Source organism: Paucibacter sp. B2R-40 (assembly GCF_025717555.1).
Taxonomy (GTDB): Bacteria; Pseudomonadota; Gammaproteobacteria; order Burkholderiales; family Burkholderiaceae_C; genus Paucibacter_A.
The window spans coordinates 702065-715047 of record NZ_JAJIRP010000001.1; the positions used below are offsets into that span (position 1 = coordinate 702065).

At 62.4% G+C, this 12983-nt stretch carries 11 protein-coding genes and 1 riboswitch; of the genes, 7 read left to right on the forward strand and 4 right to left on the reverse strand.

Features of this window, described 5'->3' with window-relative positions; all coding sequences use genetic code 11:
- Positions 1-63 precede the first annotated feature (63 nt).
- The 3 genes from LNV09_RS03115 to LNV09_RS03125 form a co-directional block, all read right to left on the reverse strand.
- Positions 64-2364, reverse strand: a complete 2301-nt coding sequence (locus LNV09_RS03115) for an ATP-binding protein (protein ID WP_263555605.1) — start codon at positions 2362-2364, stop codon at positions 64-66.
- Between the two features lie 110 nt (positions 2365-2474).
- On the reverse strand, positions 2475-2768 hold the full coding sequence (locus LNV09_RS03120) for a BTH_I0359 family protein (RefSeq protein WP_263532413.1): 294 nt from the start codon (positions 2766-2768) through the stop codon (positions 2475-2477).
- 168 nt (positions 2769-2936) lie between these two features.
- A complete protein-coding gene (locus LNV09_RS03125; RefSeq protein ID WP_263555606.1) occupies positions 2937-3791 on the reverse strand; it encodes a DUF3108 domain-containing protein in 855 nt (284 codons plus the stop codon).
- Between the two features lie 237 nt (positions 3792-4028).
- On the opposite strand from LNV09_RS03125, the gene LNV09_RS03130 reads away from it, so the two are divergent.
- The 4 genes from LNV09_RS03130 (at position 4029) to LNV09_RS03145 (ending at position 7702) form a co-directional block, all read left to right on the forward strand.
- Positions 4029-4970 carry a fumarylacetoacetate hydrolase family protein gene (locus LNV09_RS03130; protein WP_263555607.1) on the forward strand — a complete coding sequence of 314 codons (942 nt, stop codon included), beginning with the start codon at positions 4029-4031 and terminating at the stop codon, positions 4968-4970.
- 26 nt (positions 4971-4996) lie between these two features.
- Positions 4997-5674, forward strand: a complete 678-nt coding sequence (locus LNV09_RS03135) for a DUF4197 domain-containing protein (RefSeq protein WP_263555608.1) — start codon at positions 4997-4999, stop codon at positions 5672-5674.
- Positions 5675-5766: 92 nt separating this feature from the next.
- On the forward strand, positions 5767-6543 hold the full coding sequence (locus LNV09_RS03140; protein ID WP_263555609.1) for a ProQ/FINO family protein: 777 nt from the start codon (positions 5767-5769) through the stop codon (positions 6541-6543).
- Positions 6544-6643: 100 nt separating this feature from the next.
- The gene (locus LNV09_RS03145) at positions 6644-7702 is read left to right on the forward strand and encodes a homocysteine S-methyltransferase family protein (protein WP_263555610.1); all 1059 of its coding nucleotides are present in this window, start codon (positions 6644-6646) and stop codon (positions 7700-7702) included.
- Here the strand turns inward: LNV09_RS03145 and LNV09_RS03150 are convergent, their stop codons facing one another.
- The gene (locus LNV09_RS03150; RefSeq protein WP_263555611.1) at positions 7703-8896 is read right to left on the reverse strand and encodes an HD-GYP domain-containing protein; all 1194 of its coding nucleotides are present in this window, start codon (positions 8894-8896) and stop codon (positions 7703-7705) included.
- An 84-nt stretch (positions 8897-8980) separates the two neighbouring features.
- Positions 8981-9087: riboswitch (S-adenosyl-L-homocysteine riboswitch) on the forward strand.
- Between the two features lie 35 nt (positions 9088-9122).
- Here LNV09_RS03150 and metH point away from each other — a divergent pair.
- The 3 genes from metH to LNV09_RS03165 all read left to right on the forward strand — a co-directional run bounded on the left by metH (position 9123) and on the right by LNV09_RS03165 (position 12933).
- Positions 9123-11897 carry a methionine synthase gene (metH, locus tag LNV09_RS03155; protein WP_263555612.1) on the forward strand — a complete coding sequence of 925 codons (2775 nt, stop codon included), beginning with the start codon at positions 9123-9125 and terminating at the stop codon, positions 11895-11897.
- Positions 11898-11913: 16 nt separating this feature from the next.
- Positions 11914-12288 carry a hypothetical protein gene (locus tag LNV09_RS03160; protein WP_263555613.1) on the forward strand — a complete coding sequence of 125 codons (375 nt, stop codon included), beginning with the start codon at positions 11914-11916 and terminating at the stop codon, positions 12286-12288.
- 111 nt (positions 12289-12399) lie between these two features.
- Complete coding sequence (locus LNV09_RS03165) at positions 12400-12933, forward strand: PEP-CTERM sorting domain-containing protein (protein ID WP_263555614.1); 534 nt, start codon at positions 12400-12402, stop codon at positions 12931-12933.
- The last annotated feature ends 50 nt before the right edge of the window (positions 12934-12983 follow it).

Sequence of the window (12983 nt, forward strand, 5' to 3'; positions counted from 1 at the left end):
GGCCCTAGTGTGCAACACCACAGCTCGCCATGAATTGGCCACTCCCCCCCCCCTGTCGGGCAATCAGTGGCTGAAGCCCATCGCGCGTCGATTGCGCACCTGCGGCTTGATGCGGTGCTCGGCTTCCAACTGGGCCAAAAATTCGTCCGCCGTCAAGGGCTCACCGAGAATTTCCACCTGCTGGCGCACCGCCGCAAAGTCCCCCGGCGTCAAGGCATCCAAAGCGCTTAAACGCTTCATTTGATCGGCGTCGAGCTGCACGGATTCGTCGCCCAGCGCTTCGCGCAGAAACATCCGTTCGCGCTGTGGCGGAGTCAGCGGTTTGAAGCCGATCTTGAAGGCAAAGCGGCGCAGCGCGGCTTCGTCGAGGTCTTCAAACAAATTGGTCGTGCAAATGAAAATGCCGGTAAATCGCTCCATGCCGGCCAGCATTTCGTTGACCTCGGAGATCTCGTAATTGCGCTCGGCCATGCGGCGGCTGCGCAGAAAGCTGTCGGCCTCGTCGAGCAGCAACACGGCGTTCTCGGCCGCTGCGGTCTCAAACATGCGCGCCATATTCTGCTCGGTTTCGCCGACAAACTTGCTCGACAAATCGCTTGCCTGTTTGATCATCAAGGGCCGGCCCAAGGTCTGGGCAATATGTTCGGCCAGCGCGGTTTTACCGCTACCAGGCGGACCATAAAAACACAGATTGCCGCAGCCTCGTTTTTCCAAGGCGGCGACGATGCGCGGGATCTCGAAGCGCGATTCGCAGTTCAACAAATCCAGCGCATATTGCGTCACGACCGGCCGCGCCAAGCGCTCGCGGCTGCGTTGACCCAGCGCCTTGTCGGCGTTTTCGAGTTGGCGCTCTATCATGTGCTCGCACTCATCGGCATGCCCGGCCAGTTGGGCGAAGCGTACGGCCGTGCGGATTTGCGCCGGCGTCAGGCCGCGCCGCTCGGCCAGTTTGGCGGTGAATTCGGCGCTTACCTGGACATCGGACAAGGCTTTGGTGACCAGCCCTAAGCGCGCGCCCGGCGGCGGCGACTTCAGCTCCAGGTGGTATTGAAACCGGCGCCGAAAGGCCGGGTCGATTTGCTCGATCCGGTTGGTAATCCAAATCACCGGCACCGGGTTGGTTTCCAGAATCTGATTGACCCAGGCCTTGCCACTGACCGAACCCGAGGTCGGTGCTTCCAGCGCTGAATCCATCCGTGCAATCAACTGGGCGGTGTCGCTGGAAAGCGGCGGGAACACGTCCTCGACCTCGTCAAAAAGCAAGGCCACGTTCGCGCTGGCTTTCAGGAAAACCTGGCTGATCTGCAGCGAGCGGTAGCGATCGCGGCCGGACAGCGAGTTGCCCTCGCGATCTGCGTACTCAACCTCGTACAGGTCCAAGCCTGCGGCCTGAGCCGCCACCTTGGCCAACTCCGTTTTGCCGGTGCCGGGCGGGCCATAGAGCAGCACGTTGACGCCGGCTTCATGGCGCAGCACCGCGTTTGCGAGCAAGGTATTCAACACAGCAAGGTCATCGGCCACGAATTGAAAGTCGTCCGCACTCAAGGGGCTGCGCGAGGCCGGCCGGGTGAACACCGCCATCAAATCATGCGGCCCCTTGTACTCGCGCATCAAGACCGGCGGCAGTTGATCGCTGACCTTCATCAGGTCGGCCAGGTCGGTGATGTTGTGCTCGGAGATCAGGTTCTCGACCATGCCGATGCGCTCTAACCTTGAACCTGCGCGCAGCGCTTCGGCCACCTCTTGGGCATTGACGCCGGCGACTGCGGCGATCGCCGCAAACGCTTCTTGGGCCGTGTTGACCTTGAACTCGACCAGCGCGCCGCGCAACTCACGCTGATAGCGAGCCAAAGTGCCGTAAAGCAGCAGCGCGCGCTCGGCCGGATTGAGCTGTAAGAGCGCGCCCAGCGCCTCGATATTTTTTTCAACCAAGGTTGACTCACGCTTGAGCTGGCGGTCCAACCACTCGCTGGTGGTAGCCAGCAGCGCCATCATGTCTTTGGGCGCGTCCTTGACGTACTCATCAAGGTAAAAGAACAGCGTGGACTCGGAAAACGGCCCGCTCCAGACGCCGTGACGATGCAGAAAAGCCTCGTCGCTCAAGCTCTCATGGCCGCTCCACAGCTCATTGGCCAGGCAGCGTTGATTCAGGTAGTCACGCAGCCGGCCCAAGACGCGCGTTGGCCAGACCAAATGGCGGCCGGTGAAGGACAGCAGCCCATTGAAATCGCGGCGGAGATTGAAGCGACCCGCATGCTTGACGGTCAGCGTCAGTACGAACTGCGTGCACATCCGGTCCATCACCGGCGCCTCCTTGAGGCCCGGCGACGGTAGGACACGCGCGTCAGTCAAACGCTTGACCATGATGGACAGCTCCTTGCAGTCTTGTGCACCACAGACTGCGCGGCGCTGCCCGATCTTGTCTCAGCCGCGCGCCGAGGACAAGTGGCTCGCGCGCTGTTTTTCGGCCCTTTTCAGTGCATGACTACCGGTTGATGGCCCATCTTGGCGTAGCCCTCAATGAAGTCATCCAGATCTTCTTCACTCGGATCTTGCTCGATCAAGGCCTCGACGCCATCCTGGAATTGCTGGGCCAGCGCGCCTTCGATAAAGATTTCTTTCCGGCTGAATTTGTCGACGATCTCGAATCCGCCGCGGTTCAGCTGCAAGTCCGGGTTGGCAAGCAAGAATTCCCCTGGCAGGGGCTCAGTAACTTGAATGTCGAACTTGACGACACTGAAACTCGGGGAGTTGTAAAGCATGTGCATGGTGGCTCCTTTCAGCGTCAACTGCGGCCAGCGGCGTCTGTTTCAAGTCTTATCGGCAGAAACAACGCCTGGCCGTGGACAAATAATGTCAGAACTCGGCTCATTTCGGCGCATCGCCGGCAGACATTTGTGTTCAAAGCGTCAAAATTCATCGATCTACCCCCTGAATCAGGGTTGAGGCAAACCCTCGTCCAGCAATTGCAACTCCCAGCCGCGATCGTCGGGCTGGCTCAATAGCAGCCGCACCGGCAAGTGATGGCGGGCGGGATCAAGCCAAAGCTCGATCTCGCCGCTATAGGGCCCGAGGGCGGCGCGGCGCAGGTGCACGGCTTGTTTGATGCGGCCAATGGGCAGTTCCAAGTCATCTCGCTCCAACACCTCAAACACCCACTCCCTGGCTTCGCCGCGCAGCCCTATCACCATCAGGCGCAATTCCCGGCCGGGCAAAAACTGCTGCGGCGCGGCGGCGACGATGGCCGCCAGTTGCAGCCACCAACTGATGCGGTCTTGCACGCCGTCTGGCATTGCGACTTGCTCCGGGCTGGCCGAAAAGCTGATTTGGTCTTGCTTGTCGCCTTGGCGGAAATTGGTGGCGGCCACGTCGCGCGCTGGCCGCCCCTCCCGGCGGGGGGCTTGCTGGGTGAAGCGCTGAGGGCTCAGCCCTTGCGGCTCCAGGCGCCCCTCGCTGCGTGAGCCGGTTAGCGGGCGGCCGTCGAGTGCCCGTTCCAGGCGCAGCGCATAGACGGCGCCACTGGGCTGCCAAGTCAGCCGCGCTTCGCCTTGGCGATGGTCTTGCAGCAGCAAATAGCGCCAGTCGACGGCAGGTGCAATCGCGACTGACCCCGCCGAGTTCGCGCGCGCAGGTTCAGGCAAGGGGGGCGGGGTCTCGGCCGTTTGGGTCGGCGGCAGCGCCGGCTCGGAAAAGGCCTGTTTCGGGGCCGTGGGCGTTGGCAACGCCGGTTCTGCCACTTCAGCTCGTTCTGCATGTGCAGCCTGTTCGGGCGGCGGGCGATTGTTGTGCATGCTGGCTTTGACGGCGAGCGGGCGAGTCTGAGCGAGTGGTGCGGTCAAATCGGGCTGCCGCCACGGCGCCAGCAGCAGCCCATGTACTGCCAAGCTCAAAGCTGCGCCCCATGCCCAGGGGCGCAGCCGGCTCCTGGCTTTTGGGCCGAGAAGCAGGGTTGACTTGAACCAGGAGACACTGCGCATTGGACAATGCTGCCAGCTTTTGTTTAACGCTTTGCCGCTTTCAAACCCCCGATGAAACTTGCTACCTATAAAGACGGGTCGCGCGACGGCCAATTGCTCGTCGTCTCCCGCGACTTGAGTCAGGCCCACTACGCCAACGGCATCGCCACGCGCTTGCAGCAGGTGCTGGATGACTGGGGTTTTTTGTCGCCGCAGTTGGAGGAGCTATACACCCAGCTGAACCATGGCAAATTGCGCCACGCTTTCAACTTCGAGCCCAAGCAATGCTTGGCGCCGCTGCCGCGCGCGTTTCAATGGGTGACGGGTGGCGCCTATGAACAATATGACGCAGCCCGGCTCAGCGAGCCCTTGATGACCCAGGGCGCCAGCGATGATTTTCTTGGGCCCTGTGAGGCGGCCTTGTTTGCTGCCGAGGCGATGGGCATAGATTTTGAAGCCGGCCTGGCCGTCGTGACTGGCGATGTGGCTTGTGGCGCGTCGCCGGCGCAGGGCTTGGAGGGTGTGCGACTGCTGGCTCTGGTCAATGATTGGCGCTTGCGCAATTTGCCCTCGGGCGATTTGCACAGCCGACCCACCAGCGCCTTCAGCCCGGTCGCCGTCACCCCCGACGAGTTGGGCGCGGCCTGGAGCGGTGGGCGGATCGACTTGCCGCTGCAAACGATGTGGAATGGTCGCAAGGTGGGCCTGTGCGAGGCCGGGGCAGACATGCGCTTTCACTTCGGGCAACTGATTGCTCATGCCGCCAAGACGCGCCGCTTGCGCGCCGGCAGCGTGATCGGGTCGGGCAGCGTCAGCAACAAGGACGCGTCGCGCGGCTACGCCTGCATCGCCGAAAAGCGCGCCCTCGAGACCTTGGATTCGGGCCAAGCCAAGACCGAGTACATGCAATTTGGCGATAGCATCCGGGTCGAAATGAAGGGGCGTGATGGCCTGAGCGTGTTTGGCGCCATCGATCAAGATGTGGGTGCTTGGTCCGAGTCCGTCGCGCCCTGAACTGTTCTCAAACGGGAGTAGACAAGATGCGACGCAGGCAGTTGATGGTGATCATTGGGGGCGCTGCAATGGTGGCGCCAAGCGCCTTGGTTTGGGCGGTCGCCACCGAGACGGACGCCGCGTCCGGCATCCGCCTGGCACTTGAGCGCGGCGCCGAAGCGGCAATCGCGGCGCTGGGCAAAACGGATGGTTTCATGGGCAACCCGGCCGTCAAGATCGAGCTGCCCGGTTACTTGAAAGACGGCGCCAAGCTCTTGAAGATGACCGGCCAAGGCAAGCAGGTGGACGAATTGCTGCTGGCGATGAACCGGGCCGCCGAAGCGGCGGTGCCGGCGGCACGCCCCTTGCTGCTCAATGCGGTCAAGTCCATCAGCGTTGAAGATGCGCTGCAGATCGTCAAGGGCGATGACGGTTCGGTGACGCGCTTCTTTGCCGGCAAGACGCGTGAGCCCTTGACGGCGCAGTTCCTGCCTATCGTCACACATGCGACCGAAAAGCTCGCGCTGGCCGACAAATACAACGCGGTGGCCGGCAAGGGCGTCGGCTTCGGGCTGGTCAAGAGTGAGGACGCCAATATTCAGCAATACGTGACCAAGCGGGCGCTGGACGGCTTGTTTTTGATGATTGCCGAAGAGGAGCGCAAGATCCGCAAAGACCCGCTGGCCAGCGGCAGCGCGCTCCTGAAGAAGGTGTTTGGCGCTTAGGGTTTGGGGGCTGAGGGCGGCGGTTTGGCGCAATCTGCGGTCCAGTGGACAATACGGGCTTGATTCCTTTTGTAGTATTTCAGCGCCCGCCCATGAACGAAGCTCTTACACCCGCGCCAACTTTGGCTTTGGATAACCCTGCCGAAGCGATTGCTGAAGTCGCAGCCGACGCTGTCGGAGAGGCCGAAGCGGCCGTTGACCTCGTTGCCGCCGCAACTGCCGAGGCCCCAGCAGCGTCGACCGCAACTCCAGCCGCAGCCCCGAGCGCACAGGAGATGAGCCCGGCCGCTTGCGCCGCCAAGCTCAAAGAGTTGTTTCCAGCGCTGTTCGTGGGCGGCGGTGTCAAGCCGCTGAAGCTGCGCGTGCAGGCCGATATTCAAGAGCGCGCCCCCGGTGTGTTCACCAAGGCGGCTTTGTCGGCCTTCTTGCGCCGCCACACCGGCAGCACCAGCTATCTGATGGCGATCAGCAAGGCACGCACCCGCTTTGACCTGGACGGTCAGCCGGCCGGTGACTTGATCGACGAACACCGGGCCGCTGCGGTCGAAGAACTGGCGCGGCGCCGTGGCCTGCAGCAAGAGCGACTCGACCTGGAACAAGCGCAGGCGCGCAACCGAGCCGGGCTTTTGCATGATTTCGAGCGCACCACGCTGACGCTGCCCAATTTTTGCGCGCTCAAGGGTGTGACGCCCGAGGAGTTGCCGGGCTTGTTGGAGATCGCCCGCCAGGAAGCGGCCGCGCGGCCCGCGGAACGCGAAGTGCGGGATAACAGGCCCCAGCATGCCCCACGCAGCCGTGAGCGCACGCAAGAGCGCGACGCCGGTCGTGGCGGCCGACGGGGTGGCGCTCAAGGCCGACCGCGCACTTAAGCGGCCCAGGCTGTGATCTGAACGCCCGCCCGCCAGCGGGCGTTTTTATTATTTCAAGCCGTTCTTTTGCACAGCTTCAGCGGCTTTCTACAATCGCGCCATGAATACCGCCTCCAACATCACCTACACCCGTGGCGCGGCCCTGCCCGCCATCCTGCAACAGCGCATCGCGATTCTCGACGGCGCGATGGGCACGATGATCCAGCGCTACAAATTGACGGAGGCCGATTTCCGTGGCGAGCGCTTCGCCGAGCACCCCAAGGATCTGAAGGGCAATAACGATTTACTCGTGCTGACCCGGCCCGATGTGATCAGCGAGATCCACGAGCAATACCTTGCCGCCGGCTCCGACATCATCGAGACCAATACCTTCGGCACCACCTCGGTCGCGCAAGAGGATTACGGCCTCGAAGCCTATGCTTTTGAAATGAATGTGGCGGCGGCCCGCATTGCGCGCGCCGCCTGCGACAAATACAGCACACCCGACAAACCCCGCTTCGCCGCCGGCGCTTTAGGCCCCACGCCGCGCACCGCCAGCATCAGCCCCGACGTCAACGACCCCGGCGCCCGCAATGTCGATTTCGACACCTTGCGCGCCGCCTATTACGAGCAAGCCAAGGGGCTTTTGGAGGGCGGGGTCGATCTGTTCCTGGTCGAAACTATCTTCGATACTCTGAACGCTAAGGCGGCTATTTTTGCCTTGGACGAGTTGATGGAAGACACGGGCGAGCGCTTGCCCGTTATCGTTTCCGGCACTGTCACCGACGCGTCCGGCCGTATCCTGTCGGGCCAGACGGTGACTGCCTTCTGGCATTCGGTGCGCCACGCCCGGCCCTTGGCGATTGGCCTCAACTGCGCCTTGGGCGCCACGCTGATGCGCCCTTATATCGAGGAGTTGTCCAAGGCGGCGGGCGCCACGGCGATCAGCTGCTACCCGAACGCCGGCCTGCCCAACCCGATGAGCGACACCGGCTTTGACGAGACGCCGGATGTGACCGGCCGCCTGATGGAGGAGTTTGCCCGCAGCGGCTTCTTGAACATCGCCGGCGGCTGCTGCGGTACAACGCCCGACCATATCGCCGCGATTGCGCGCCAAGTGTCGGCTTACAAGCCGCGTGCCAGTGGCGAGAAGTTCTTCAGCGAGTTGGTGGCAGGCTGATCAGAGTTTCAACAACTTCTCCATCGACACCCTGAGTTTCAATTCATGCGGCGCCAAGCTGGCGCTGATGGCTTGACTGGCCAATCGCGTGTCGCGCGGCACCGGCTCACTCAAGGGGTTGCCGCTTTTGCCTAGAAGGCTGGCCACCATGGGCTCGGTCGCGCTGTGGCCGCGTTTGAACACAATGCCGACCTCGCCATTGACCAGACGCACGAGGCTGCCCAGCGGGTAGAGGCCTATCGTCTTGACGATGGCCGCACCCGCCTCGTCGGGCTGCTTCAATTCATCCAGAAACACCGCGCGCGCCGCCATGGCGCCCGTTTGGGCCTTGCGAGAGCCGCGTGGGCTGACGCGTGAGGCAAAAATGTCGATGCGCCGCAAGAGCCGCGCCAATTGCTCGGCCGGGGCGCGGCCGGCCAAAGGGCCAGGCCCGGCATCATGGTGCAGGCAAACGGTTTTGAGCCACAGCTCTGAGCTGGCGCCCAACTCGCTCAACAAGGCGGCGGAACGGTCGCCATGCGAGATCAGCGCTTGCTTTTGGCTGTGAGCCGGCTCTTCAAGCTGCGCGGCCAAGCGGTCTTGCTGGGCGGTGACGCTGATGTTCATGCTCAAGGCGGCCTGGGTCAGCGCCAGGCGCCAGTCATCGGGCCAGCCGAGTTTGGCGGCACAGAGCTCCGCTAGCGCCAAGCAGAGCAGGGCGTGGCGGCCACTGTATTTGTCAAAGCTCTGGGCTGCGTCATAGATCAACAGCATCAGGATGGCATCGGGCTTGTTGCCCAGGCGCGCCACCGCGTCGTGGTGCAATTGTTGGAAGCGGCCACGGAAGTCATCGGTGCGCGGGTCGCGCAAGAGGCTGTGGGCGTGCATCTGCAAATCGGCCCAGGCGGCCTGCTCGCCGAGGTCGACCTTTTTGTTGCGGTCAGGCTTGATGAAGTCGGCTTGCACTTTGACGATGTCGCCCAGATTCGCACCCTGGTGCATCATGGTGTCCATCTTGTGGGCCATCGCACGTTGGTACTCCTTGGTCTCATGGGCCAAGACCCAAACACCTCGGGCCAGCAAGGCCTGCATTTGCGGTGCATTGCTGAGGGTTTGGCCGCTGGCCACCAGCAGCTTGCCGCTCGCGTCGCGCAGGGAAAACGTCAAAACCTGGCCGACGCGCAGGCTGTTGGGGGGGAGCTGTATCAAGTCCATGGGCTTTGCAGTTTTCGCTGCATGATTGTCGGCCGCTGTGGCGCTAAATTCAGGGCAAAGCCGCCCTGTGCGTAAAATCGCGCACGGTTCAAGGAGCGTTGCGACCCGCCATGGTGTGTTCACCATCGCAGGCCAGGCTTGAACAGGCAGTCCACGCCGATCTGGGCTGCTGATAACGACGCTCACCGACCCATGCTTTTTGTGGCCGCGGTGAGTTCGCGGCCCGGTGATTGTTCGATTCCTTGAGGCCGCCATGACTGCTACAGATTCCACCAGTACTCCCACTTCAGCGCCGCCGGCGATGAAGCTCTCCGGGCTGGAGCCGGTGCAAGTTGATGCCGGCACGCTGTTCGTCAATATCGGCGAGCGCACCAATGTAACCGGCTCGAAAGCCTTTGCGCGCTTGATTCTGAATGGCCAGTTCGAGGACGCCCTGGCTGTTGCCCGCCAGCAGGTCGAGAACGGCGCGCAGGTGATCGACATCAATATGGACGAGGCCATGCTGGACAGCCAGGCCGCGATGGTGCGCTTTCTGAATCTGATCGCTGGTGAGCCCGAAATCGCGCGCGTGCCCATCATGATCGACAGCAGCAAATGGGCGGTGATCGAGGCCGGCCTGAAGTGCATTCAGGGCAAGGGCATCGTCAATTCGATTTCGATGAAAGAGGGCGAGGCCGAGTTCAAGCGCCAGGCCAAGCTGGTGCGCCGCTACGGCGCCGCAGCAGTCGTGATGGCGTTTGATGAGCAAGGTCAGGCCGATACCTATGCACGCAAGATCGAGATCTGCGAGCGCGCCTACCGGCTGCTGGTGGATGAGGTCGGCTTCCCGGCCGAAGACATCATCTTTGACCCGAATATTTTTGCCATCGCCACCGGCATCGAAGAGCACAACAACTACGCGGTCGACTTCATCGAGGCGACGCGCTGGATCAAGCAGAACCTGCCCGGCGCCAAAGTCTCGGGCGGCGTCTCCAATGTGAGCTTCAGCTTCCGCGGCAATGACCCGGTGCGCGAGGCCATCCACACGGTGTTTCTGTACCACGCGATCAAGGCCGGCATGGACATGGGCATCGTCAACGCCGGCATGGTGGGCGTGTACGACGACCTCGACGCCGAGCTGCGCGAGCGGGTCGAGGACGTGGTCTTGAATCGCCGCGCCGATTCCGGCGAGCGCCTGATCGAAGTGGCTGAGCGCGCCAAGGGCATGGCGATCGACGACACGGCGCGGCTGGCTTGGCGCGCCGGCGATGTCAACGAGCGGCTCAGCCATTCGCTGGTGCACGGCATCACCGAGTTCATTACCGCCGACACCGAAGAAGCCTGGGTAGCGATTCAATCCAGTGGCGGGCGCCCTCTGCACGTGATCGAGGGCCCCTTGATGGCCGGCATGAATGTGGTCGGCGATCGCTTCGGCGCCGGCAAAATGTTCTTGCCGCAAGTGGTCAAGTCCGCGCGGGTGATGAAGGCGGCCGTCGCCCATTTGCTGCCCTATATCGAGGCCGAGAAAAAAGCCTTGATCGACGCGGGCGGCGAAGCCAAACCCAAGGGCAAGATCGTCATCGCCACCGTCAAGGGCGACGTACATGACATCGGCAAGAACATCGTCACCGTGGTCTTGCAGTGCAATAACTTCGAAGTCGTCAATATGGGTGTGATGGTGGCCTGCCAGGACATCTTGGCCAAGGCCAAGGAAGAGGGCGCCGACATCATTGGCCTGTCCGGCCTGATCACGCCTAGCCTGGAAGAGATGCAGCATGTGGCGGCCGAGATGCAGCGCGACGAGCATTTCCGCTCGCGCGGCACGCCCTTGCTGATCGGTGGCGCCACCTGCAGTCGGGTGCACACGGCGGTGAAGATTTCGCCGCATTACGAGGGGCCGGTGGTCTATGTGCCCGATGCCTCGCGCAGCGTCGGCGTTTGCAGCGATTTGCTCAGCGACGAGCGCGCCGCCAAGTTCATCGCCGACCTGAAGACCGACTACGACCAGGTGCGTCACCTGCACGCCAACAAGAAGCAGACGGCGATGGTCAGCCTGGGCCAGGCGCGGGCGAACAAGCATGCCGTCGATTGGACTGCGTATGCGCCACCGGTGCCGAAGTTCATCGGCCGCCGCGTGATTCGCAACTACGACTTGGCGGAGCTGGCCGAGTACATCGACTGGGCGCCGTTCTTTCAGACCTGGGATCTGGCCGGGCCTTTCCCTGCGATCTTGAAGGACGAGATCGTCGGCACGGAAGCGCAGCGCGTTTTTAGCGACGGCAAACGTATGCTGCAGCGCCTGATCGCCGGGCGTTGGTTGACGGCCAGCGGTGTGTTCGGCCTCTACCCGGCCGCGCAGGTGAATGATGACGACATTGAGATCTACACCGACGAAAGCCGCAGCGAGGTCTTGATGACCTGGCATGGCCTGCGCATGCAGTCGGAGCGGCCGGTGGTGGACGGTGTGCGGCGGCCGAACCGCTGCCTGTCGGACTTTGTTGCACCGAAAGGAGCCGTGCCTGACTACATAGGACTGTTCGCGGTGACGGCCGGCCTGGGTGTCGAGAAAAAAGAAGCGCAGTTTGTCGCCGACCTGGATGATTACTCGGCCATCATGTTCAAGGCCATCGCCGACCGCTTGGCCGAGGCCTTTGCGGAGCGCCTGCATCAGCGCGTGCGCACCGAGTTCTGGGGCTACGCGGCGGATGAAGCGCTGAGCAGCGAAGCGCTGATCAAGGAGCAGTACCGCGGCATTCGCCCGGCACCCGGCTACCCGGCCTGCCCCGACCACTTGGTCAAGCGAGCGCTGTTCAAGGCCCTGGCACCGGAAGAGATTGGCATGGGGCTGACCGACAGCATGGCGATGACGCCGGCGGCCAGCGTTTCGGGCTTTTATTTCGCTCACCCGGACTCGGCCTACTTCAATGTGGGGCGTATCGGCGAGGATCAAGTGCAAGATTGGGCCGAGCGCATGCAACTGAGCAAGGAAGCGGCGGAGCGGGCGCTGGCGCCACTGCTTTAAAGCGATGAAAGCATAAATGAATATCTCTCTCTGGTTGCTTGGCTTGGTGGCCTATCTGATTGCGTTGCTGACGGCCTGCGTTTGTGCTGATGCTTCGGGGGGCAAACGTGGCAGTGCCGCCACGCTCGGCCAGCTGGCTTTGCTGCTGGTCGCGCCCTTGCCGTTCGCCTATTTCGGTTTGATCTCGGCGAACACGGCGTTGTGGGTGATCGCAGGCTTCGCGTTGGCGTTGACGCTGCTGTTCGTGGCGGCCGACATGAATATCCCCAGTGGGTCAAAGATGCCGGGCTTCATGATGTTCCCGTTGCTGCCCTTGATCATGGTCGTCGCCCTACCGTATAGGGTCTTGGCGTGGGTCAGCAAGCGCAGGCGATCGGACCGGCGCGACTGAAGTTCGCCGGCTAGCAGGCGTCCCGCTTCGAGTCCCCATAAGCTAGGGGTAGACGCACGGTGTGACCGGTATTACGCTGAAAGCCTTGTTGTTGGCTTTAGGGAGAGTGCTGTGAAGACTTTGATCCGATCAACGATTGTGGCGGCTGCATTGGCTGCAAGCGGGCTCGCTCAGCAAGCGCAAGCGGCTGTTTTTGTGTTGCCCGCGCTCGATACCGTGACTGATCTGCAGATCAGTTGGTTTTGGAATGCTGCGGGAGGTGGGGATTTCTATCAAGGAACGCACTGGAATGTCGAAATGAAGGCGGCGCTGGCCGCCGACAAATGGACCGTCGATGTTTGGTACACCCACCTTGACGGGCCTCATGGCGAAACCCCCGAAGCTCCGCACCATTTGACGGGTAGTTTTGCTGCGTCGAGCTTTGGCACCTTCTCCTTGGCTGGTATTGATGACCATCAATTGCCATCGATCCCGGTTCATCTTGGCGCGCATCAATGGGGGTTCAATGGTTCGGGGTCCCCGTTTTCGGGCGCCTCAGCCTTGGCGGTGAGTCACCCGGTGCCTGAGCCGCGCAGCGCGGCGATGTTGGCCGCTGGGCTGGCTGTTTTGGGCTTGCTGGGTCAACGCCGCCGTTACCGCGCTTAAAAGCAAGCACATCGCCGGCTTCAATCAGCCAGGGGCGCGTCGAAGGACGC

Excerpts from the sequence above, each read along its gene's own strand:
- LNV09_RS03115 (WP_263555605.1), bottom strand. The coding sequence starts at position 2,364 with ATGGTCAAGCGTTTGACTGACGCGCGTGTCCTACCGTCGCCGGGCCTC.
- LNV09_RS03120 (WP_263532413.1), bottom strand. The coding sequence starts at position 2,768 with ATGCACATGCTTTACAACTCCCCGAGTTTCAGTGTCGTCAAGTTCGAC.
- LNV09_RS03125 (WP_263555606.1), bottom strand. The coding sequence starts at position 3,791 with ATGCACAACAATCGCCCGCCGCCCGAACAGGCTGCACATGCAGAACGA.
- LNV09_RS03130 (WP_263555607.1), top strand. The coding sequence starts at position 4,029 with ATGAAACTTGCTACCTATAAAGACGGGTCGCGCGACGGCCAATTGCTC.
- LNV09_RS03135 (WP_263555608.1), top strand. The coding sequence starts at position 4,997 with ATGCGACGCAGGCAGTTGATGGTGATCATTGGGGGCGCTGCAATGGTG.
- LNV09_RS03140 (WP_263555609.1), top strand. The coding sequence starts at position 5,767 with ATGAACGAAGCTCTTACACCCGCGCCAACTTTGGCTTTGGATAACCCT.
- LNV09_RS03145 (WP_263555610.1), top strand. The coding sequence starts at position 6,644 with ATGAATACCGCCTCCAACATCACCTACACCCGTGGCGCGGCCCTGCCC.
- LNV09_RS03150 (WP_263555611.1), bottom strand. The coding sequence starts at position 8,896 with ATGGACTTGATACAGCTCCCCCCCAACAGCCTGCGCGTCGGCCAGGTT.
- LNV09_RS03160 (WP_263555613.1), top strand. The coding sequence starts at position 11,914 with ATGAATATCTCTCTCTGGTTGCTTGGCTTGGTGGCCTATCTGATTGCG.